The sequence below is a fragment of the uncultured Sphingobacterium sp. genome (assembly GCF_964277905.1).
In the GTDB taxonomy this organism is placed as follows: domain Bacteria; phylum Bacteroidota; class Bacteroidia; order Sphingobacteriales; family Sphingobacteriaceae; genus Sphingobacterium; species Sphingobacterium siyangense.
The window spans coordinates 873,643-897,357 of the sequence record NZ_CAXYKD010000048.1 but is presented as its reverse complement, the minus strand read 5'-3'; the positions used below and the strand labels follow the sequence as shown (position 1 = coordinate 897,357).

21 protein-coding genes are annotated in these 23,715 nt (G+C 37.2%); 9 read left to right on the top strand and 12 right to left on the bottom strand.

The genetic code is table 11. The features are described 5' to 3' along the window. Positions 1-42 precede the first annotated feature (42 nt). Both ACHWSC_RS25585 and ACHWSC_RS25580 read right to left on the bottom strand, forming a co-directional pair. On the bottom strand, positions 43-222 hold the full coding sequence (locus tag ACHWSC_RS25585) for a hypothetical protein (RefSeq protein ID WP_394678736.1): 180 nt from the start codon (positions 220-222) through the stop codon (positions 43-45). A gap of 100 nt (positions 223-322) precedes the next feature. Beyond that, positions 323-2,020 carry a helix-turn-helix domain-containing protein gene (locus ACHWSC_RS25580; protein ID WP_394678735.1) on the bottom strand — a complete coding sequence of 566 codons (1,698 nt, stop codon included), beginning with the start codon at positions 2,018-2,020 and terminating at the stop codon, positions 323-325. A 383-nt stretch (positions 2,021-2,403) separates the two neighbouring features. Between ACHWSC_RS25580 and ACHWSC_RS25575 the strand changes: the two genes are divergently transcribed. The 3 genes from ACHWSC_RS25575 (at position 2,404) to ACHWSC_RS25565 (ending at position 3,639) form a co-directional block, all read left to right on the top strand. After that, positions 2,404-2,652: a hypothetical protein gene (locus tag ACHWSC_RS25575; protein ID WP_394678734.1), complete on the top strand. Its 249-nt coding sequence runs from the start codon at positions 2,404-2,406 to the stop codon at positions 2,650-2,652. A 175-nt stretch (positions 2,653-2,827) separates the two neighbouring features. Further along, positions 2,828-3,277 carry a MauE/DoxX family redox-associated membrane protein gene (locus ACHWSC_RS25570; protein WP_394678733.1) on the top strand — a complete coding sequence of 150 codons (450 nt, stop codon included), beginning with the start codon at positions 2,828-2,830 and terminating at the stop codon, positions 3,275-3,277. A 98-nt stretch (positions 3,278-3,375) separates the two neighbouring features. Further along, positions 3,376-3,639 (top strand): hypothetical protein, encoded by a 264-nt coding sequence (locus tag ACHWSC_RS25565; protein ID WP_394678732.1) that lies wholly within the window; start codon positions 3,376-3,378, stop codon positions 3,637-3,639. A gap of 65 nt (positions 3,640-3,704) precedes the next feature. Here the strand turns inward: ACHWSC_RS25565 and ACHWSC_RS25560 are convergent, their stop codons facing one another. The 5 genes from ACHWSC_RS25560 to ACHWSC_RS25540 all read right to left on the bottom strand — a co-directional run bounded on the left by ACHWSC_RS25560 (position 3,705) and on the right by ACHWSC_RS25540 (position 11,988). Next, entirely contained in the window at positions 3,705-5,147 is a 1,443-nt protein-coding gene (locus tag ACHWSC_RS25560) for a TlpA family protein disulfide reductase (protein ID WP_394678731.1), read from the bottom strand. A 19-nt stretch (positions 5,148-5,166) separates the two neighbouring features. Beyond that, positions 5,167-6,522, bottom strand: coding sequence for a RagB/SusD family nutrient uptake outer membrane protein (locus ACHWSC_RS25555; protein ID WP_394678730.1), 1,356 nt, complete (start codon positions 6,520-6,522; stop codon positions 5,167-5,169). Positions 6,523-6,531: 9 nt separating this feature from the next. Continuing rightward, entirely contained in the window at positions 6,532-10,074 is a 3,543-nt protein-coding gene (locus ACHWSC_RS25550) for a SusC/RagA family TonB-linked outer membrane protein (RefSeq protein ID WP_394678729.1), read from the bottom strand. 114 nt (positions 10,075-10,188) lie between these two features. Next, positions 10,189-11,346 (bottom strand): FecR family protein, encoded by a 1,158-nt coding sequence (locus ACHWSC_RS25545; RefSeq protein ID WP_394678728.1) that lies wholly within the window; start codon positions 11,344-11,346, stop codon positions 10,189-10,191. Between the two features lie 60 nt (positions 11,347-11,406). Next, complete coding sequence (locus ACHWSC_RS25540) at positions 11,407-11,988, bottom strand: RNA polymerase sigma factor (protein ID WP_394678727.1); 582 nt, start codon at positions 11,986-11,988, stop codon at positions 11,407-11,409. Between the two features lie 444 nt (positions 11,989-12,432). Here ACHWSC_RS25540 and ACHWSC_RS25535 point away from each other — a divergent pair, with 444 nt between their 5' ends. The 5 genes from ACHWSC_RS25535 to ACHWSC_RS25515 all read left to right on the top strand — a co-directional run bounded on the left by ACHWSC_RS25535 (position 12,433) and on the right by ACHWSC_RS25515 (position 15,584). Beyond that, a complete protein-coding gene (locus ACHWSC_RS25535; protein WP_394678726.1) occupies positions 12,433-13,644 on the top strand; it encodes a hypothetical protein in 1,212 nt (403 codons plus the stop codon). 5 nt (positions 13,645-13,649) lie between these two features. After that, the gene (locus tag ACHWSC_RS25530; RefSeq protein WP_394678725.1) at positions 13,650-14,030 is read left to right on the top strand and encodes a hypothetical protein; all 381 of its coding nucleotides are present in this window, start codon (positions 13,650-13,652) and stop codon (positions 14,028-14,030) included. A 197-nt stretch (positions 14,031-14,227) separates the two neighbouring features. Further along, on the top strand, positions 14,228-14,626 hold the full coding sequence (locus ACHWSC_RS25525; protein WP_394678724.1) for a hypothetical protein: 399 nt from the start codon (positions 14,228-14,230) through the stop codon (positions 14,624-14,626). A gap of 49 nt (positions 14,627-14,675) precedes the next feature. Beyond that, complete coding sequence (locus ACHWSC_RS25520; RefSeq protein ID WP_394678723.1) at positions 14,676-14,915, top strand: hypothetical protein; 240 nt, start codon at positions 14,676-14,678, stop codon at positions 14,913-14,915. A gap of 267 nt (positions 14,916-15,182) precedes the next feature. Then, complete coding sequence (locus tag ACHWSC_RS25515) at positions 15,183-15,584, top strand: hypothetical protein (protein ID WP_394678722.1); 402 nt, start codon at positions 15,183-15,185, stop codon at positions 15,582-15,584. 536 nt (positions 15,585-16,120) lie between these two features. Here the strand turns inward: ACHWSC_RS25515 and ACHWSC_RS25510 are convergent. The 4 genes from ACHWSC_RS25510 to dinB all read right to left on the bottom strand — a co-directional run bounded on the left by ACHWSC_RS25510 (position 16,121) and on the right by dinB (position 21,767). After that, positions 16,121-16,810, bottom strand: a complete 690-nt coding sequence (locus tag ACHWSC_RS25510; RefSeq protein WP_002981422.1) for an O-methyltransferase — start codon at positions 16,808-16,810, stop codon at positions 16,121-16,123. A 234-nt stretch (positions 16,811-17,044) separates the two neighbouring features. Further along, the gene (locus ACHWSC_RS25505; RefSeq protein ID WP_002981425.1) at positions 17,045-17,497 is read right to left on the bottom strand and encodes a PA2169 family four-helix-bundle protein; all 453 of its coding nucleotides are present in this window, start codon (positions 17,495-17,497) and stop codon (positions 17,045-17,047) included. Positions 17,498-17,562: 65 nt separating this feature from the next. Beyond that, positions 17,563-20,607 carry a DNA polymerase III subunit alpha gene (locus tag ACHWSC_RS25500; RefSeq protein WP_394678721.1) on the bottom strand — a complete coding sequence of 1,015 codons (3,045 nt, stop codon included), beginning with the start codon at positions 20,605-20,607 and terminating at the stop codon, positions 17,563-17,565. Between the two features lie 11 nt (positions 20,608-20,618). Then, on the bottom strand, positions 20,619-21,767 hold the full coding sequence (dinB, locus tag ACHWSC_RS25495; RefSeq protein WP_394678720.1) for a DNA polymerase IV: 1,149 nt from the start codon (positions 21,765-21,767) through the stop codon (positions 20,619-20,621). A gap of 61 nt (positions 21,768-21,828) precedes the next feature. Here dinB and ACHWSC_RS25490 point away from each other — a divergent pair, with 61 nt between their 5' ends. Further along, positions 21,829-22,626, top strand: a complete 798-nt coding sequence (locus ACHWSC_RS25490) for an XRE family transcriptional regulator (protein WP_394678719.1) — start codon at positions 21,829-21,831, stop codon at positions 22,624-22,626. 49 nt (positions 22,627-22,675) lie between these two features. Here the strand turns inward: ACHWSC_RS25490 and ACHWSC_RS25485 are convergent, their stop codons facing one another. Next, complete coding sequence (locus ACHWSC_RS25485) at positions 22,676-23,692, bottom strand: hypothetical protein (protein ID WP_394678718.1); 1,017 nt, start codon at positions 23,690-23,692, stop codon at positions 22,676-22,678. Positions 23,693-23,715: the final 23 nt, after the last annotated feature.

The window sequence follows — 23,715 nt, the reverse complement described above, 5'->3', positions numbered from 1 at the left end:
TTCAATCCAAAATATTAGAGTTAATTAACAGCAATAGGCTATTTATATAGGTCTGTTTTGAAGTTGCTCCTTATTCTTTTCAATTTTTTCAACCCTATATACGTAAACTTTGATCGGCTGTCCTAATTCGTCCGTTCCTACATATTCAAAAAGTTCAAAATGACGGGGTATTGGTTCCTTCACAACACGACCAGTCCAAGTGATAGTGCATTGATCTTTCATAAGAGGCTAAATATATTATATATAATATAAGGATAATTACGGAAATCCGTAAGGTACTTTGCGAATTTTATTTATTTAAGGATATAAAAGCACTACCTAGTTAAGATTTGACTTTCTGTAGATATTGTGTAAAACTCATACCATTTATCTGCTGGAATACTTTTGAAAAATTAGTCCTTGATGAAATTCCACACATTTTTGAGAGTGTGTCACTGGAATACTTTTGGTATTCTGTATCGGTGTCCAGTTTCTTAGTAATGTAGGAAATCCGCAACTCGCAGAGATATAGATGAAAATTTGCTCCCCTATGTGCCTGAATAATTTCGGATAGATAATTGTGGTTTACGCCAAAACTTTTAGCCATTGATTTAAGCTTAATATGTTCATTAAGATATTCATGATTTGCTTCAAATTCGCTAAGCTTCTGGAGAACGTCCTCAACAATACCATTACCTATATCAGTTTTCCTGTACGTTCGCATTCTGAAAGCTCCTTCCCCTTCCATATTTAAGGTGCCACCTGCTAGGTTAATCCCTAAAATGCTATTCCGACCAATAACCGTCTTTCTGGACCTTAGCCTTAAAAGCAGGTAAAACGCTCCAAAAGAAAAAATAAATAATAGGATCACGTAAACAGTTCCTCTAATCCAGGATATCCGCTGTAATTTGTCCTTCTCCTGTAAAAGTTTATCAGCATCATACTCATGATGGATTTTTGAAGACAGGTAAACGAAATCTTCTTCAAGAATTTTATCTACCTTGAGTAGCTGTCTAGTATAGTATAATGATTTTGTATTATCTTTTTTATCTGCGTAATAATTTATCAGATCAACATATATATGCCGTACTTCCGGCAGAACAAAATTATGCTTTACGAAAATTGAATCTATCTTTTCAAAATCCCTGATCGCTTCTCCGGTATTTCCCTGCTCCCACTTGGCTCTACCCAGGTAGGAGTACGATACGGTCAACCACGCGAAGTCATTGATCTGGATCAGCTCTGATAAAGAATTGTTCAACATTTTGACCGCATTGCCATAATGCTTGTTTCGGAATTCACGAATGCCCTCTTCTTTGAGGAAATAACTGTGTTCCTGCTTGTAATCCGCATTTTTCGATGATCCTGCAAGCCCTACCGCTATCAGCGAATCAGCCTTTTTATTATCATCCAGTTTGCGGTAACATACGATCATTTGATGGATCGTATTCAAATACCCTCTTTGATTCCCATACATCAAATTTGGGTGCTGATACTTCTTGATCTCACCCTCAAAAAAAACTCTGCCCTCCTCAAAATTATTAAGAGCCTCCTTATAATAACCTATATAGCTTTTAACAACTCCTATGTGGTAATTAAGTTTGTTTCTGTAATATGGATCTTTATTGCTTTTATTCTTCTCAAAAGCTTTCAAATATTCATTTAGGGCGAGCTTATATTTTTTGAGATAAAAGTAAAAAACCACTCCTTTACTCATGTACGCACTGCTCAATAAACTATCGTTCCTAATTGCCTTTGCAACATAAATGGCACTGTCTGCATATTTCAGTTTGATCTGCGGATCAGCCGAGTAATAGCGGGCGTCCTTATAACCAAGAAACAGCTGCGTATGATCATTCTCCGATTTTGCCTTTTGGATAAGCTTTCCCACCAGCGGAAGTGCTGCTGCATCATTTTCCGGTAGGTTCTCGTATTGACGTTGGATGAGATAAAAATCACTCAGCTTTTCTTGCTGGGCAAACAGCAATTCGCACAGAAAAAGTAATATGATTGATAAAAAATGAATTTGTGGGCGGTTCATGGCTAAGTATTACTATAAAATTAAGAAAATTTCTCATATACCACACAACCCAAATTCATCGCTACGTGAAAAAGCGTTTTACAAATTAGCTAACTATATATCAGCGCATTACGAAATTAAACATCAAAATTGCAAGTGTGAATTTGCGTTCTAATACATGTGAATGGTTTCTAATACACTTCAAAAATGCCCCCAATACCACATTTTTTTTCAAAAATATTAGGTGACTTTTGCTCAATTATTTACATCTGCTGCAGTGGGTAATTCATTGGTGTGCATTTGATAACTGAGACCACAAGTTGTTTTAACCTATCCCAAAGACTGATAATTTGGACCACAGAATTCAATCACGTCTCGGCCGAGATAATCTAAAAAATTTTACAATGAAAAAAACAACGGTTATCTCAATATCGATAATCCTTTTCAGCCTTTGCACATTACAATCTTGCAGACAGGATGAAATGGAAATAGTACCAGAAAAAAACAGCCTGGCACAAAAAGAAAATCAGCAAAAGCTCTATTTAAAAACAGAGAATGACACTTTGCAAACGACGTCAAACTTAAGTTTTGACGCCGACGGAAATGAGATCAAAGATCCACCACCAAAAGATAAAGATCAATGGAAACATTAAGTGTGAATTTTTCTAATACAGTGTGCATTTGCATTCTGAGACAACAAGTTCTTGCATTTCAGCCAAAATGCATTCTAAATTTGATGAAATAGAAATTTTGAAAATAGATTTTTAAATCCTCGAAAATGCATGCGACCAGTTAAGGCATTTATGACAACCACCAAATAACCACATCATGAGAAGTAAGAACATCATTTCAGAACTGATCATATTTATCTTCATTCTTGTATGGGCGTACACGTTCGCCAGTAAAATCTTTGATTTTGACACATTCAATAGACAGATAAAAGGTGCTTACCTGCTATCTTCAGGAGGGGCTGTCCTACCTTACATTTTACAGGCTGTACACCTCGGGATTGTCATACTACTATTAAACAAGAACTGGAGAAGGTTGGGATTATTAACTTCCCTTTCTGTCATAATTCTTTATACTGCTTACCTCATTTACATTTTAAAATTTGCGCCAAGCATACCTTGTTCATGCATTGCAGTTTTCAAAGGAATGAATTGGAACGACCAGCTGTATTTTAATTTTATTGCCCTTGCAATCAACATTATTGGTCTGATCACTTTTTTTTCGCTAAGGCGAGCCCCACACAATAGTGTTCAGACCACTTATAACTAAACTAATAACCAAACAGGGGAAGCCGAAAATCTGAAACAAAGAGTAGGCAAAAAACTAACCAAAGTTTAGCTTTTTGATTTATAAAAGCACCAAACATCATGAAATCACTAAGAATTACATTAGGAGTTGCAGCAATTGCAATCGGAAGTTTCGCAGCTTTCTCTTTTGCGCCAGCAAGTAGCAACGCAAAAGTAGCTTTATTAGAATTTTACGTGAATCCTGTAGATGGATCTCGAGGGCCTCAGGTAACTGGAACAAATGATTGTTCTAATGTGGGAACACCAATTTGCTCTGCTGAATACGATACATCAACAAATATGCAGACTGGAAATAAAATCCATAAAGGTGTTAGACAACCTTAGAAAACAAATTTCATCATTAAAAAATTCAGGCAACTATAAATATATTTAAGTTGCCTGTTTTCATTTTATAAATACGATCGGATTAATTCGATAAACTGTTCTATGTTACTTCTGGGATCAGGGGGAGCGGGTAAAATCTTCCCTGCTTTATCTACAACAATCAATCTTGGATAACTATGAATATTTAGATATTTAATCATAGGGTGCTTATCAGCCTCTCCATTTGTGTACAACTGTAAGGAGTTTTGGCTTGAATACTTCCCTATTCCTTTCATCCAGTAATCCCGATTATCGATCCCTATAGAAATAAATTGAACATTACTCCCAACCAATTTTTGTTCCACCTCTTCAAGTGCAGGAACCATGGTTTTACATCCTCCGCATCCATTAAACCAAAAATCAAAAACTATCACTTTTCCTTTAAAATCTGACAGTGCGAATATACGCCCAGTTGAGTCTGGCAAAGCAAAGTCATAAAAAGATTTTCCCTCAGCAAATTTTTTCTCCGTTTCTTCATATAGTTTGATAACATTTTTATAATTGACATTATTAAAATCTGAATTTTCTAAGTAGAAACGATAAAGCTTAGCAGTTGTTTCATCAAATCCATTCAAAATTGTTGCTATTACATGGTAAGAAAGTAAATAATCTCTAATTTCTGGAAAATTTGAAAGTCTTTTAGCGATAAGCTTGGCATATTCGAGCTTATGTTTCGTTTGGAAATACTCCCCATCAACATATACGGGATTTCTAAATTCCGATAATACTAAATATGGCCCTAAACCACTTGCGTATTTAGCAACATCCTTTTCAAAAAAAATTTGCATTCGTTTCTTCTTTATAATATATTTATCAAAAAGAAGACGAACGGAGTCACTTTTGCTCCTATTAGCGCTTCGAAATAATGATTCAAACTGCTGACCGTAAAGATATGCCTTTATCAAATCTTTCATTCTCAACGAAACGTTTTTATTTTGCTTATAAATAGAATCAATAACATTCAATTTTCTGTCCGTAGTTTGAAATTTATAGTTCAAACTCTGTACTTGATAGTCGGGATCAGTTTTATAAATATTTAACAATTGAATGATCATATTTTTAGTCATATTAACCTTTGCGCTTCCACTACCACTAATATTAATTTTGCTTAGGCCAAATCCATAGTACGTGGCATCCTTTATTGGTGGTAAATCAAAAACTAAATTATCTTTTGGTTCAATTACGACAGAATATACTCCTGGCATTGTTACATATTTATCATTAATAAATAAAGTCATTAAACTAGGATTTTCAATATCGAAACTAAACTCACAATGACCGTTTTTAATTATGACCGTGTCTTTATAAAACTCTGTGTTAATCGGTTGAAGAGGGTTCTCTATCACTATTTGCGCAAGAAGAGTTGTTGTATCGGTTTGCGGAATATTTATGCTTATTTTTGTATTTCCTTGTGAAAAAGCAAAAAAAGAATAAATAAGATTAATAAAGATTATAATAACATTTTTCATTATTGTTGCTTTTTAAAATTTATTGAATGCCAGTGAAGACTTTAATATATTGAGGTATTGCAAAGATGTATTTCGGATCATTTGAAAGTAAAGTATAAACTTCATCACCAATTTTCCTAACAAGAGTTTTCTTGTAGCTAGGATCTCTGTTTAAGCGCTTTAAATCATGCCAGCGCAAGCCTCTTGCTAAAAGCTCTTTTCGTCGTTCTTTTATAATGATAGTTAGAAGTTTATGGGAGTCACTTTCTGTTATTGTATTATATGTTCCTGCCTTATATCTATTTTCCAGCAATATGTTTAGAGCATTTCTCGCTTCTGAAAGCTTGCCTAATCTCGCACTACATTCAGCTTTGATCAATAGAATTTCATCAGTGGCCGTAGCAGTAAACAATTGCCTGCTCCCATAACTACCACGAAAAGTAGCCTTACCGTCCAAATTCATTCTAAAAAATAGTGTTTTACGTAAGTCGTTTGAATCATATAAATCGTACAATTCTTGACTCATTCGCCCTACAGAATAATTTTCAATTTGCCTTCGCATAGTACTATAGATGTGCATCTCCTTTGTATAGACAGCAGAAAATGGTCTACTTGCAGAGCCATCGATATCATTATAGTTTTCTAGATAAGGGTGATACTTAAAACTTGAGTCAGCTGAGTTCAAAGCGTCATTATAATTATCTGTAAATAAATATGCTCGTGCTAGTAAACCGTACGCGCCTCCCCTTGCAATAAAAGTTTGACCACTTTGAGCGCTTGGCAGTAGTACACAAGCCTCTTTCAGATCGAAAATAATTTTGGAATAAGTTTGTTCAAGGGTGGACCGAACAGTCTTCCCACCTATATCAGAAGAAAGTTTTAGGGGAATACCCAATGCAAAAGCGGCACTGCTCTTATCGTAGTATTCGCAAAAGGTCATAGCTAAATTTAGGTGTTGTTTAGCTCGATGATAAAGGGCAGTCCCTTTAATTCGATCAAATTGGTTCTTATTACTTTCGTTCCGTTGAATTTTTTCTAAGCCCTCTAATACAATATTGCATATCTGAATGTCAGAATATGATAAATCCCATTCATCCGATTCTTTATCTCCATATTTTGGAATTTCCATAGATTTCCACGTGATCATATCTCGATCCGCACCATAGTAAAGGGCATTAAACTGTTCCTGGGTAAATTCGTAATCATCACATGCTATTTCTGAAGCCCCTCTCGCATCTAATTGCAAAGCATCTTCATTTAACAGCAACTCCATATCGTTTAATGTTGTTGGAATGATAAGTTTAACATTTTGTTTCTCCTCTAACCATTCCTTCCGGCACGATGAAAGTATCAGTAAAATCATTAGAGCAGAAAAAATTTTCAATATATATTTCATAATAATTTTCTATAAAGTACAATTAAATCCAAAAGCTACTGTCCTAATAGGGTTTGAGTTCGGAAAATCTGGGTCCAGGTGATTCTTATTTGATTTCCATAATAAGGTTACATTATTCATGTATGCAAAAAGATTCAACGTACTTATATGGAGATTCCGAAGTATTTCCGGTTTAAAGGTATATCCCAAGCGGATATCCTGCAGCCTAACGTGATCACCTCTACTTATCAATGCTGAAGAATTTCTATAATATGTATCAGCATTATTGCTAGCTGGATAAACCATTGCTGGAACATTAGTATTTTTTTCATCCCCCGGATTCTGCCATCTATTATAAAAATCTCCATGTCCATAGTAAGAATAATATAGACTTGAGTACGTTATCGAATTACGTCTAAAATAGTAATCGAAACGGTACGTTACATTAAATGAAAAATCGATTCCCTTATAAGCTATAGTGTTACGTAATGCACCAAAATATTTTGGCAAAGCCGTTCCATGATATATAAGGTTACTTTCTGGATCATTCGTTAAATTCTGAACCATTTCATTATAGGCTGTCGAAGGTTGCCCGTTCAAATAACCTTGCGCTTGCCCATTTTCTCCATCCAATCCAGCCCAAGGATATGAGTATATGCTAAAAAGCGGCTTTCCAACTACCGGTGTATAATAGGATGGTATACGTAAGACACTGCTTAAATTATCCTGTAGGAAATTCCCCAAATTAGTTTGCTTCTGATACTTAACAATTTCATCCGTAGCGAATGAAAAAATTGCGGTAGTATTCCAGGTGAAATTTTTTCCAACGATATTTTTTGAGTTTAATTCTATATCAATTCCACGCCCTTTCATATCAGCAACATTTCCTCGAAAAGTCGTAAAGCCCGAGGTGGGATCAATTTCACCGTTACCGATTAAATCTGTTCCTTTCCTATTGAAATATTCAATACTACCAACAAGCCTGTGATCTTTTAAACTGAAATCTAGGCCTAAATTGAACATTCGGTTCTTTTCCCAACGCAGATCCTTATTCGGAGGGTTGACAAGATAAGCGTTTGGTAGTCGATTTAAACTATTGTAAGAGAGGCGAGCTGTTGTATAAGCGGTCACAGATCTATCTATATTTCCGCTATAACCGAACGTTGATCTTAAACTCAACTCTTGTAACCAATCAAGCTTATAAAAATTTTCTTTGTGAATATTCCATTTTAGTCCGGTAGACCACAATGGAACAGATTTTTGGTTAGTGTTGACACCAAATAAGTTCGATTGATCAATTCTAGCACTTAAAGAAAAAATATAACGCAGATCATAATTATATGCTCCATTAAAATAGTACGAGCGTAATCTGTCTAACGTCCCATTATAATCATCATAGTTTGGAATTTTCTGTGTATAACCACCACCGTAAATACTAAAATCTGCAAGATAATTGACAGGAATATTTGACCCGACATTTGGATCATATCCATACATTCTACCTGAGACCGCACTGGATTTCACTTGGCGTACTTCAAAACCGCCTATCGCATTAACTTGATGTTTCCCCCATTTTTGATCGTAATTCAATTGAAACCTGCCATTTAATGCTGTCAAATCCGAATTTATATTATCAAGTATCCCTCCAAAGGGGATATTTCGTAATATTGTACCGTTATCGACGAAAGTATATCTGTTTATCAGATCACGAGTATAGTAACTATCCTGATCGTAAAAACTCCTATTCTTTCCCACTTGATTTTCCCACTGGAATCTAGCTTCCGCAGACAATTGTGGCAAAAAGGTATATTTTATCGCCGTATTTAATCTAAACTCACTTTGCTTAGAATGGTTGTCTTGATATTTTAATTCCTCCAATGGCCTGAAGTTCCAATCCAACAAACCACTATTTAAAGCATTATTTTTTAACGCGTTGCTATAATCTTTCGTTACCATTGCAGGACTTCCATCTGGGTTTAGCAAACTTGCGTATGGATACATCAACTGTGACCCCATATTGCTGAGCATGGAAATTACATTTGATGTCGATTGAGAGTTTTGGTTGTAGGATAGTCCTGTAGAAAGTTCCAATTTTTGTATTGGACGGAATACCTGATTACTATTCAAACTTACCCGGTTAAAACCATTGCCTTTTTCAGAATTATGGTTTTTATCAAATCCAGCTGAAAAATAATAGGTATATTTATTGGTACCTCCGTTAAGATTTAAGGCGTACTGCTGCTTTACAGTATTTTGATAGAGATGCTTACTCATATCTCCTCGTAAATCTCCGCTCCTGAGTGCGTTAATCTGTGCATCTGCCTCTTGGGCTGTAAGTAGACCATTTTTCTGATCGTTAAGGATACTTACAACAGGAGAATATGGAGGATTTTCCGCAGTATTACTGAGTGTATAATCGAAAAATCCTTTTTCAAACAACATCTTTTCAATATCAATGAAATCACTCGGTTTGATCTGTGGAATATAGTTCAGATCAGGCTTCTGCCCTATTGTAACATTAGAAGTAAAGCCTATATTCATCGGCTGGTCTGCTCGTCCTTTTTTAGTTTTTATGACGATCACACCATTACCAGCTCGTACCCCCCAGATAGAAGCTGCAGCAGCATCTTTCAAAATATCAATATCCTCAATATCATTCGGGTTGATATTGTTGATATCACCCTCATAAGGGAAATTGTCAACAACGATCAAAGGTTGGTCGTTGCCAAAGATAGTAGCCTGACCACGTATAGTAAGCTTGGGGCTTCCTGAACGTTCATCAAATAAAATTGATGGTGCTATACCCTTTAATCTACTGATTACATCAGTAGAAACCTGACGGTTAAAAGTAGCATTATCTACCTTGGCAAAGGAACCCGTAGCCCTTTCCTTCGGTATGGACTGATATCCACTAGCGACAACACTCACCTCTTCGATCCGGTTGTCATTTGTAGTCAGTATAATTCTGTCAGCATTTTTAGCTGCTACCTCAATTCGTCCATATCCCAAATAGGATATCTGCAGATCAGATCCTAAAAAATCATCCGGTATCTCAAAAAATCCTGCACCATCAGAAGTCGTTATAAAGCTCGTTCCTTTAACTTGGATCGTTGCACCTGCCAATGGATTCCCCTTATCATCGACAACCCTCCCTTTTATTGTTTCCTTATTTCTTGAGGGAGCTATACTATTTCCGTTTGATGGTTTTTCTTTTAAAATGATAATGCCATCAGCAATCTTGTAAGAGATTGGCTGATCAGAAAACATTTTATTCAGTACCTCAGTAATGTTGGCATTTTTGAGATTAACGGAAATTGGACCAGCTTTTTTTAAAAGTTCTTCACTATAGGCAAAGTCATATTTTGTTGTCTTCCGTATTTCAGAGATGGCCTTCGCCAGTGTTGCTCTCTGTAGCGAAAGGTTGATCTGCTGTGCCTTGATAGCAGTGCCACTAGCAAGAAGCATAAAGAATAGGGTACTCTTTAAGCCTGCACGCAGCAATTTTTTCCTGCCTGAAAACACATCCGCCACCTGCGGAACGTTTTCCCTGTTGGAAAAATCATGTTTTTTCATAGATTTGTGTAGGGTTAATTATTAGTTGCTCGAAACTCTAGTATACAGACCCGATCGCCGGAGTGCGCTAACACTCCGGCATTATTTCAGGCCAACATATGAAACATTAGGTTTTTATTTCTTGATCTCAATCCTCCTTCCGGTCATTTTAAAATTTAAATCAGTAACTTCTCCAAGCGCAAAGAGTACGCTGGTCAATTTTTTATCTCGGCTAATTGTCGCATAGACTTTTGCATTTGGAACATTCTGATAATCCACATCTATATCATACCACCGTTCCAGTTGCCTTAAAACCTCTACCAGTTGCGCGCCTTTAAATTGGAATTCATTATCAGTCCATCCAATAAAAGTCTCTGGATCAACTTTTTTCACGTCAATACCACCGAGCACAAACCTCCCCTGCTCCCCAGGTTTGAGTCTCACCATGAGCTCATTTTGTAGATTTCTTAGCTCAACACTTCCGCTAATAAGTGTTGTCCTTGTATACTCCTCATTCGTATAGGAATTGATATTGAACTTCGTTCCAAGAACCTTAACACGCTGGCCTTTTGATTCCACTATAAACGGACGTGAAGCATTATGTGCCACTTCAAAATAACCTTCTCCCTCAAGTTCAACAAGGCGTTCCGCACCTGCAAATTTTGTAGGATACTTAAGCTTGGATTCGGCATTCAGCCAAACGGTCGTTCCATCCGGTAGGATCGCTTTATATTGACCTTTACGTGGTGTAGTAAGTGTTGCAAATTGCATCTTTGACGGTGAAACAGCTTGGCCATCCAGATAGGTTACACCATTTGCATCGCTCTTCACAGTCTTCCCTTCCAGGTCAATGATCTGACCATCGTCAAAAGTCAGTGTCGCCTGATCCTTGCCTGGATCAATGTCGGCCGTGGCCACATTAACCGTTTCATCAATGACATTTCTGGACTGATGATACCTGTAAAGAAGTATAGTAAGCGAAAAAAACAATAATATCGCAGCAGCAGTAGTCCAAATAATTACACGCTTATAATGGGATTGACGTTTTTTCACTAGGCCATGTAATTTTAGAAGTTCTGAGGATGTCGTAGCACTAGCAGCATCCCTTTTTAGAAGTTCCCGAGCAACGTGATCCTTATCTTGTAATTCCTCAAAGAAAGCACGGTTCGCACTGCTCTCGTTGAGCCAGATCTCTATAGTCTTTTCTTCAAGGACAGTCATATCCTCTCCTCTGACAAACTTCGTCAGAAGCGGTACGATCTTTAGCTCTTCAAGGATTCTGCGCTCTTCCATTGGTTTCATTTTAAATAGAAACCCGAAAAGATATTGCGTTGTCCCAAAAAAGTTAAAAAATTATGAATAAATCATTAAAAGTGCGATTCCAGCACCTGATAGGGATTTTTTTAGAAGTGAAAGTGCTCTTGATTTTTGGGTATTGATCGTACTGACAGGAATACCGAGCTCCTCAGATATTTCTTTTGGCGTATCGCCAGTGACAAGCCTGCCCATGATAAGCCGATATGGTTCGGGCAAGAGATCAATCGCTCGATAGAGCTCTTCATATACTTCGTTCTGAACAATGTTATCCAATACATTTTTTTCATACTCATCAAAATTCTTGGTATACAAATCAAACCGCTTCTGATTTACTTTCTCTTTTTCAATAGCTTTTATACAGCTGTTTCGCACAGATATATAAAGGAAAGCCTTGATATTTGAAATGGTTTCAAATCCCTCCCTCCTGTCATATAATTTCAGAAATATATCCAATACTAGATCCTTGGAAATTTCCTTTCCGATATTCAGAAGTAGTCTATCTGCGAAAAATACCAATGAAGAATGAAACATCGTGAAAATACGATCAAAGGCAATTTGATCACCGCTTTGAAACTGGGAAAGCAGTGCCCTTTCGTCGATCAAATTTCGAGATGTCATAACAGGGCAATTGGTAAATGATTAAGTAAAGTTAGAAAATAATAGTTGTAAATAAAAGATATAATGGATTGGTGAATTTTTAAAGGGAGAATTTTACGCGATTTGAAATGTCATGAAATGAAAAATCATTAAATTTAACCTAACCAATTGGGACTATTTTTTATCAAATCTCAAAACATGAAAATATTTCCTTCTCAAATTTTGTAGTCTATGACTTAGTAGCTGCTCTTACTTTTAAAGATCATCCCCAGTCTTCCTTATTGATTTTTTGCCTTTTGTCAAAAGTTTTAAGTTTTTATAGGCTTAATTTAGTTTCAATAATTCATTGGACAAAGAAATACAGCGACACTAACCTTTAAACCACATAAAATGTTAACAAAAATTTTCAGAAAACTAATTTGTGCAGTATTTGCAATTATGCTGCTACAGTCATGCGAAAGGGATATGGAAAATTATCCTCAGAACGATCAAACCTCGATAGCAAAAAAATGGTACGAGGATAACGGGAAACATTTTCCCTTAGATTGGAAAAAAGCACAGCTCATAAACAGAAATAAAAGTACCACGCTCGTGGTTCCCGTGCAGGACGGCACAATCCTAGGTTGGGGATATTCCATTCAGCAAAACCTGATTTTTACCATTGAAGAAAATAAAGTAGCCAGCGCCAATAAGGTGAGCCTTTTCGCAGATACAAGAACCGTGGCGGAATTTTCCGAACAGGCTATTTCAAATTTCGTTAAAAAACAAGTGTATCGAGGTGAAGAGCTTGGAAAAGTATATTATATGGTATATGATTTAAATGATACCTTGTTGTACAGCCAATCACTTGACTCAAGTGGGCTGAAAATGGTAAACCTTCAATTGAAGACTAAGGATGCCGATACCAACGTAAACAAAGAAAACAGCAAACCTGACACCAGTAAAAATATACCTGTTGTATGCAGCGAGTGGTATCTGGTACAGTACTTCGATGATGGTACCGAATATTGGACTTATCTATACACAACCTGCAGCGGCAGCTCATCCGGTGGGGGCGGCGGAGGTGGCGGTGGTAGTCATGGAGGTGGCAGTGGAGGTACATCTTTCGAGGCAGTTGCACCTATAACCACTATCGACATTGAGGAGCGATTGAAATGTTTCAACAATGTGGTAAATGATGCAAATACAAAATACAAGGTGACTTTGAATGCACATAGAATAGACCTAAATTCTGATAAGCCTGGTCACGCTTTTTTAACAATTGAAAAATCAAACGGTACTCAGCTTCAAAGACTTTCTTATGGTTTCTACCCGCAATCTGGCCCAGCGTCGGCTACAATGCAGCCTACGCCCAGTGCAATGGGAGAAGAATCGAGTGATGACGACCGAAAAAGCGATGCAAGGTATAGTTTATTTGTCACCAAAGCGCAATTCAATTCGATAATCAGCCAGTCTATTGCCTTATCGAAAGTCCAATATGATCTCAATGAAAACAACTGTACACATTATGCTACCGACGTATTTAATTTGCTCCTGCCGAGCAACGGACAATTAAATAATAATGGATTTTTGACACCGGATGGTGTTTATACATATTTAGCAAATTTAAAACAGGCGGGCAATCCAAATGTCACATTAGGTCGGATTCCTCCGCCAAAGAGCACGAATTGTCAATAAAGGATATGAAAAGAAAATTTATTACAGGAATTGTACTATTGGTTTTAGTTATACCCAATATGCCAATTATAGGTACAGAAATAATGAAGGCCATTGATGGTGACCATTTTCGATACGCTAATGCAAACGCTGCTTTTACCTCCATTGAATACATGGACGTGTATCAACCTTGGAAAAGCAAATGGACAACTTATGGATTTATCTATGATACAAGCCCGGAAATGGTCAATATGGAAATTTTTAGACTGTATAGAATTAACCCATTGTGCTTTTGGCGTTGGCGCTATTATTTAACAGTTAGCAGACATTTCGCGTATCGCGATTGGGAAAAAATAAAGAAAAACAGAGTTCCCTTCGAACCAGGGAATAGATGGCAAAAGTTTTGATTTTTCCTATTCTATAAGAGCAAATGGAAGGAACATAGTATTTTTCTATAATAAGCAACCTTTACACTTGGAAAAACTCTCATTTGATGAGAGTTTTTCTGATAAAATCCACTAAAGTAATATTATACACAATAAATAAGTGCACCGGTCTTTCATACTTCAAATTATGCTGATCGCCTGCAGATGAACAAAAAGATATGAAGAGGAAAACAATTAGGAGATTGAGGAAAACAATTGTTATAGTGCTAGGCATTATCTTGTTACTTCCTAATGTGCCTTTTATAGGCAAGGATATTCACAAATGGTTAGATACAGGATATTTTAGGTATTCCAATTTAGATGGATCATATTATCTAACGCAAGATTTCGATTTCAAAAGCCCCGGGTTCTCAACCTTTGGTTTTGAATATTTTGTAAAAAATACTTCACCGGCCAAAGAAAACCGGAAACTTTACAGATTGTACAAGATTAATCCGCTGTGTTTTTGGCGATGGAGCTATTATCTTAGGCACAGTATCCATTTAGATTATATGGCCCCAAGTGTAATTGAACAGAATATGGAGAAGAAAAAGGTCGAGACCTCTAAAGTTATGTAGCATTAGGTCGTGTAGTGCCGCCCACTAGCACGAATTGTCAATAAAGGATATGAAAAGAAAATTTATTATAGGAATTGTACTATCTGTTCTGGTGATACCCAATACACCGGTTATAGGTACGGAGATACTGAAGGCCATTGATGGTGACCATTTTCGGTATGCTAATTGCAAACGCTTCTTTTACCGGTATAGAGTACATGGAAGTTTTTCACCCTTGGATGAGCAAGTGGGTAACATTTGGATTTATCGAGGCTACGAGACCGCAAATGGCCAATATGGAAATTTTTAGGTTGTATAGAATTAACCCGTTTTGTTTTTGGCGTTGGCGTTATTATTTAACCGTAAGCAAAAATTTTGAATACCGCGACTGGGAAAAAATAAAGCCGAACAGAGTTCCCTTTAAACCATCGAATAAATGGCAGGACTTCTGACTTTTTCTAATAAAAACCAGTCAAAGTAATATCATGCAATAAATGAGTTCAATGGACTTTCAAAACTCAGATAATGCAAATCGCCGGCAACTGAACTAAAAGCTATGAAGAGGAAAACAATTAGAATGATGAGGAAAACAATTATTATAGTGCTAGGCATTATGATCCTACTTCCCAATGTGCCTTTTATTCGAAAGGATATCCATCGCTGGTTAGATGAGGGATATTTCAGATACTCCAATCTTGATGGCTCATACAGGATAACCACAGATTTTGGTTTTAAAAGCCCCGGATTCTCAACTTTTGGTTTTGAATATTGGATTAAAGAGACATCTCCAGCCAAAGAAAACCAGAGGCTTTACAGATTGTACAAGATTAATCCATTGTGTTTTTGGCGATGGAGCTATTATCTTAGGCATAGTATCCATTTAGATTATATGGACCCCATTGTCATTGAAAAGAATATCGAAAAAAAAACAGACAACGCGAAAATAATGTGGCATCGGGCATCTTCAAATATTAGCTAGATCATAGATCATAATCTTAAAAACTCCCAAGAAATGGGAGTTTTTTATGTGATTAGCGCCATAAAAAAACGCACCTGTAATAGATGCGTTTAAAAACTAATAACCATGAAACGTATTAAAACCATAAGTAGCCTCATACGTGTAGTTGAAATATACTATATTTTGTATGTTGACAAATAATTATTGACCATTGAACGACCTGAGCGAAGATTCTCAATTTTCATGTGCAAATTTAAGCATTAATTTCAGATCAGCCTACGGGTTTCCGTAATGGCATTAAAATCATTTTTCTTTATCAATACCTTAACATCCTTTTCCGGGAAGACCAACCTCAATCTCCCACGTTTAAGATACCCGAAAGGTCATGCTAACATCTTCCTTTTCCACAAACTATTTCCTGAAAGATAGAGTGCCTTGCATCCAGTCTCATTATGTCGCGGACTGACAGACAAAGTGAAAAAAAATAGACTAATCTCACGACTAGTCTACAATATACTATTAAGATGGTTAGTTAACTCTTAACCAATATACGAAATTTAAAGCTTAATCGTAAATTCCATCGCTTTTTTTGGATATACGGTTGTAGAAAGATATCCATTTGCAGGATTACGTACATACTCAAAATAGTCTTTCATGGAAGGTTGAAATCCCTGAACATCATCCACAAGGATCACGGCGCCCTTTTTCAATTTCGGCTCGATCAGCTTGAATACCGCATATACCATGTCCGGCCATCCATCAAGAAGAACAAAATCCCATTCCACATCCAGATCCTTTAAAGTCTGCATCGCATCCCCCTCCAAAATCTCTACATGCTCATGGACACCTGCTTCAATGAGGTTTTGCCGGGCAATTTTAACCTTATGGGGTAAGTACTCCGTTGAAATAACTCTACCTCCGTTGTCCTTCGCGGCTTTTGCAAGATAAATCGTAGAAATTCCAAAAGATGTTCCAAATTCCAGGATATTTTGCGCATTTAGTGCCCTCGCCTGCATATAGATAAAGGTACCTTGATACGGTAATATCGGTATATATTTATCCTCATAAAAGCTTTCATTTTCCGTTTTCCAGTCTATACCCCTGCCAAAGAACTTAAATGCTTTGGGCATGAAATGAAAAACCATAGACCAGCCCTGTTTAAGAGCTTCCTTATAGAGCCTCGCCAATGTATTTTCAGCTCTGCTATCGTGTAGAACTTCAAAAAGTTCTGGGGTTACTTTGGGCATATCACTTCCTTAAATCAAGTTATTAAGAATTATTCTAAATAATAAAAGTAAGAAATATAATGCAGATAGTACTTATATATCCCTAAAAAGTCCTTTTAATCCGCTTACATCATCATTTGGGCCTGAATCTCTAATACATACAATTATTTTCTGTATAATCTCCTAAAAGAAAAAGCTGTGTTAATAAATCAACACAGCTTTTCAACCATTTTCTATACAATCTAATCCTTATTCTTATTTGCTCAAATCTCTGAGAGCTTTGACCGCATCATGGCTCGCTTGGATACCATCCTGTTGTTTTAATAAAACTTCACGAACATCTTCTCCGAGCTCATTTTCCTGCAGTGCGTCTTTGTATGCCTTTTTAATCGCATCTTCCCCACGTTCACATTCTTCTAGAATACTGTGACGGTCACTACCGCCAAAAGTTGCCTTTATATCGATCCAAGCGCGATGTAATGTTCCAAGGACCGTATTCCCGTCTTCGGGAACTTCACCCTTGCTTCCCACAAGTCCGGCAAGCTCTGTAATATTGCTTCGGCTTTGTGAGGCGAATTTTTCAAAGGCAGCTTTAAGATCTATGTTTTCGGCATTAATATCCCTGATAGCTTTTTCAAAGCCTTCAGCTCTATCGTTGTTGATCTCTATTAAATCATTTAAGACTTCTACAATTTTGTGATTTTCCATTTCCTATCTGTTTTTCTAAATAACCGATCCCCGGAACAATTTGTTTAAAATTTCTTCAAAAGAATCTAAAAACGTTTTCGGGGAAGTCCTATTTCATGCTCCTGCGGATATGGAGCCCTGAAAGTCATACTTACATCTTCCCGAATCCGCTGTTGCGCTTCATATTTCTTCTCTTCGTCATGGGAATACCGGGGGTCAGGTATAAATGGCATCTTGGCCATTTTGGTGATCGTAATTGTCGGAAAATGGAAATCAACTTCCACAATCCCCAATAATAGATAGCATCCCCCACCCTGAAATGGATATTTTTCAAGGCAGTCAGCAAAATGAGCTGTATCAAAATAGTTTCCCTGAACATCTATCCAGGTACCAAAGTACATTGTTCCCCTTTTTGTAGGAACATGCTTTCTCGAAATCAGATAGGCAAGCATCTTCACCTGCTTTTTGTGATGTTCTGTAAGATCTTTGGCCATAACAGTTCCCCTGTACTTCGTCTGAAGTAGATCGAAAGGTGTACAGGATACCGGAAAACTTAAAATCTCAATTTCATCGAAGGCATCTTCAAACACATTTCTTTTTAACTCCGGAAATTTGTATTCCTTGATCGGTTCTTCAAAAAGAGTCTGAAATCTTTTCTCTGGTTTAAAATCCCCCAGTAGAATGCGCGCTTTGAGCAATAGTTCATTCTTTGGAACACCTGAAAAACGGAATGCTCCAATAAAGATCAACGTCTGCAAAGTCTCAATACCAATTGGAACTCTCTTGATAAAATCTTCCATTGACCTATACTCTCCATTTGCCTTTCTTTCCTTTGGTATCAGCTGAGCAAGTTTCGATTCAACTTTTTCAAGCAGCATCAGTCCCAGATATATTTCCTCTCCATAAATCGTTGTTTCGTACTCGCTTTTATTGACACATGGATTCAATATAAGACCCCCTGACATCCTTGCCTCGTGTACATAGACCTCTGTCCTATAGAAACCGCCCATATTATTTATCGCCGAAACCATAAACTCCAATGGATAATAAACTTTCAGGTACAGCGATTGATAACTCTCTACTGCATAAGAAGCTGAGTGAGCCTTACAGAATGAATACCCTGCAAAAGATTCTATCTGTCTATAAATTTCCCGGCTCAGTTCCTCTGGATGCCCTTGTTTTCTGCAAGATGCAAAAAAATCGTCCTTAACTTTTTGAAGTGCACTTAAAGACCTACCTTTTCCGCTCATAGCTCTTCTCAGTATATCTCCATCGGCAGCAGACACCCCGCCATAATGAAGCGCAATCTTGATCACGTCTTCCTGGTATACCATGATGCCGTAAGTATCTCCTAGCTGCTTCTCAAAGACAGGATGGAAATACTCAAACTTGTCAGGATTGTTATGTCTAAAAATATACTCGTGCATCATTCCCGATTGGGCAACACCAGGACGAATAATGGAAGAGGCGGCTACCAAAACTTTATAGTTATTACATTTCAATCTGCGCAATAATCCACGCATCGCAGGAGATTCAATATAAAAGCAACCTATTGTCCGCCCTTGGCTCAAATATTCATTACATTTTACTTCATCTTTGGAAATAGTGGTATCCTTAATATTTACCTTAATTCCCCTCTTCTCTTCTAAAAGCCTGACTGTATCGTTGATCGTACCTAGCCCTCGTTGAGATAAGATATCAAACTTTTCAAAGCCTATCTCCTCGGCAACGTGCATATCCCACTGCACGATAGGAAACCCTTTGGGAGGCATTTCAAGTGCCGTAAAGTTTGTGAGTGGTTCCTCGGAAATAATAATTCCACAGGAATGCATTGACCTTTGGTTTGGGAATTTCTCCAATAGTTTTCCGTATTTCTGAACCTGTTTTACAATATCATCCCGAAAAACCCTTTCAGGATTTTTACTAAGCTCATCCAACTCTTCTTTTGGAAGCCCAAATGCTTTACCAACTTCCCGAATGATCGAACGGTATTTGAATTCGACATTGGTTCCGCAAAAAGCAACATACTCCTTACCATAACGGTTAAAAATATAATCAAGGATGATATCACGCTCCTGCCAACTCCAGTCAATGTCAAAGTCAGGCGGACTTTTCCGATTAAGATTCAGAAATCGTTCAAAATACAGATCCAGCTCTATCGGGCATATATCGGTAATTCCCAAGCAGTACGCAACAATAGAGTTCGCTCCACTCCCACGCCCAACATGCATAAAGCCCATACTGTTGCTATATCGGATGATATCCCAAGTGATAAGAAAGTACCCACTAAAGTTTAGTTCATCAATTACCTTTAGTTCCTTTTCGATTCGCTTAGTTGCTACCTCGTGATTTCTACCGTACCGTCTTTCCAATCCTGCATAAGCTAAACGGGTCAGAAGTTTAAGGTCATCGGCCTTTGTACCTGTATAATGTTTTCTATTTCTGGGTGTGGAAAACGCAAATTCAAAGCTGCATTTTGAAAGTAATTTTTGCGTATTCTCAATAATTTCGGGATAGTGACGATAAATTCTACGTATTGAATCCACAGAACGAAAATATTCTGATTTCCTGCACACTTCTCTTTCTGCAAGCTTGGAAAGCAAGGTATTGTTATCAATGGCGCGTAAAATCCGATGCAGGTTATATTCTTTTTTTGTGCTGAAAGTAATGGGACAAAGAATAACCATTTTAGATAACAGCTTTTTATATTCCGGTCTTATCAACAGATTGAGTTCATCCTCGTAGATTCCTACATATTCATTTTCTTGGAGGTTGTCCGGCATATTGCTCAGTGGATATAGGATAAAGTTGTAGGCTAATTCCGGTTGCAATGGTAAATCAATCTTATCGCAATTATAAGAAGTCAGCATTTTGTTTACTTCGGCAAGCCCACTAAACTCTTTTGCAATTGCTATATAGTATAATTCACTTCCGTTGCGCACCTCAACACCAACAATCGGGCGGATATTATTTTCTTCGCATTTCTTTTTAAATTCATAAACTCCGGTCACTGTATTTATATCTGTCAGAACAAGTTCCTTTACTCCCAGTGCTAAAGCCTGAGAAATAAGGTCGTCTATGGATAACGTGCCATAACGAAGACTATGATATGAGTGACAATTTAAAAACATACTTGTACATGCTAACGTGAAAAATTGAACCCAACAGCCCGTCCAACCGCATCTTTACCAAAACGGTTCTTGATATTATCCATCGCCTGATACAGGCTGATAAGCTCCGCATTATCTTCAAAAAGATTCATCTGATAACTCCCGTGAACAAGGTCCGTAAATCGCAAACCAACCAAACGGAGCCGCATACGTCTTGTATAAATCTTATCAAATAGTTCCAGTGCAACTCTCGCTAAGGTGTGGTCAGATGATGTATAACTCACCCTGCATTGTTTGGATTCGGTGTCAAAGTTTGAGTATCTGATCTTGATCACCACGGTTGAGGTCAGCCATTTCTCTTGCCTGAGCTGATGGGCAAGCTGCTCCGCCATTCCTGATATCAGACCTTTTACCTCATAGGTATCCATTGTATCGCTGCTAAATGTCCTTTCCTTCGAAATGGATTTCCTTTCAGAATATGGAATGACAGGAGTTTCATCAATACCGTTTGCTTTCTTCCATAAGTCTGTACCATTTTTGCCGATCATCTGCTGCAGGATCTCTACAGGCATTTCAGAAAGTGTGCCTATGGTTCTAATTCCGACCCTCGAAAATAATTGAAAAGTCGCATTCCCCACCATCGGCATTTTTTTTATTGATAGCGGATTTAGGAAAGATTGTACACCTAAAGATGGTATTTCCCGATGTCCGTGAGGCTTTGATTCGCCAGTTCCTATTTTGCTCACAGTTTTGTTAGTCGATAACGCATAACTTATCGGTAAACCTGTTTCCTTTTCGATCTTTGTCCCAAGCTCATTTGTCCACTTGTAAGCGCCGAAAAACTTATCCATTCCGGTCAGATCGAGATAAAATTCATCGATTGAAGCTTTTTCCATCACAGGCGCACTTTCCTCTATAACTTCAGTAACCGTATGGGACATTCTGGAATATAGTTCCATATCCCCTTTGACAACCTTCGCCTGTGGGCAAAGGCGGAGCGCCATTTTCATGGGCATTGCTGATCGCACACCAAAAGTTCGTGCCTCATAGCTACATGAAGAAACTACACCCCTGTCCCCACCACCAATAATCAGTGGAATTCCGTTTAAACCGGAATTTACCAATCTCTCACAGGACACGAAAAACGTATCCAGATCTAAATGTACAATCGACCGCTCCATTTTTTTACTAAATTATTTAGCAAAGTTGATAAGATTATTCACAAATTACAGTACATTTGTTGTGAAAAATATTCACAAAATGTCAACACTCTCAATTTTAGCTGATAACATAAGGTATTTAAGACTACAGCAAATTCCGGAAATTTCGCAACAGCAGATCGCGGATAGACTGTTTTTGACAAGGGTATCTTATGCAAAATATGAGACGGCAAAGGCTTCACCCCCGTTAGATGTTTTATTGGCAATTTCCAGATATTACCATATCAGCACAGATTTGTTGCTCACTGTCGATTTAAGAAAATATAAACTGCAGGAGATGTTAAACCTCCCTGATAATAGGATCTTGCTACCTATAAAAACGGATTCAGTTGGAGAAAACAAAATAGAAATAATACCCTACAAAGCATCAATGGGTTACTTATCGGGCTATGCCGATCCTGAATATATAGAGAATTTACAAACAATGTCACTACCCTTTCTCCATAACGGAAAATACAGGGCATTTCCCGCAGAAGGTGATTCGATGCCCCCTTATAAGGATGGAACATACGTTGTAGGAAAGTATATAGAAAACATTAAGGATATTAAAATTGGTAAAACCCATGTACTGATAACTAGATCAGGATTTACTTTCAAACGTATTGAAAGGATAAACGATAATTCTATCACCGTCGGAGCAGACAATACATTTTATGATAGTTATGATATTCCCTTTGGTGATCTTTGGGAAGCCTGGCAATATGCGGGTAGTTTTTCCAGTAAAGAACTGGAAATAATTGATTTTGCAAACGAGGACATAAAATCGATGCTCATAAAGTTAATGCAGGAAGTTCGTGAACTTAAAAACAAAGTTAGCTAAAAACAATGTTTTAGCTAACTTTTTCACAAACCATCAATCACTCAAAAATTTAATTTTTCAATCTAACATCCTCGTATTTTTTTCTTTCCGTTTTCAAAGAAACGAGCCACTCCAAATACATCCCCTCTGGCATATTTCTATATCCTATCTTATGGATATGATTGTATTCTTTATTTAATGATGCCAGAAGCTCTTTTGATTTCGGATCAGACTTTACCATTTGCTCTTTGTGCGTCTCTGCCTTCAATAATAAAGCTGTTATTAAATTGGGACTGATCTGCAGAGCCCTTTCAGCACACTTGATTGCAAAGGTACCGTCATTATCCGGAAAAGAACGCTTATAGGCATTTGCCAGATCAACAAGACATAACCCAAGGCTCTCACGATTGTCAAGTGCTTTCATATAAACTCCATTTTCAATAGCATTTAAATGGATAAATCCCGAAGCCATCAACCACGCATCCTGCGGAAAGATGCCACTTGTTAACTCTGTATTGTACCAACCGATGGATTTTATATTATGCTTAATATAAATATGATTCGGAGCCAATGCAAGATTTGCTTTGACACCTAATTCCTCTGCAAGAATTTTATATAAGTAAGGTAACGAATTACAGTTTCCTTTCTGCGTAGTAACCAGTTTTGAAACAAAAAGACTTGTCAGATCTTTGTGCCCGAAAACGTCTTGAAAATCATAAGAGAATGGTTTATAACGAACAGTATCTTGGTTGATTAAAATAGGTGTCTCCTCACAGATAACTGAAAAGATTGCTGCATATTTACTAACGGTCTCCTTATCTCTTTCATTATAGGTAAGATCACGATTGCGAACGATTGTCTTACAAAAGTTGGCCATAAATTTAATTTTCCTGTCAACTTCAACCGTATCTAGCTTTCCCTGATAGTATGCATTTTCTACACTCAATACTGCTGTTTTAAAACTGTATTTCTGTTTATCGTTAAGCATATTATCAATTGTCAGATATGCGTCGTTATAGAATCGGTTATCTTGGGATTTAACTATCCCGGCAATAGAAACAAATAAAAAGATTAAAAAAGATTTCATAATTGGAGTTCCCAAAAATGGGG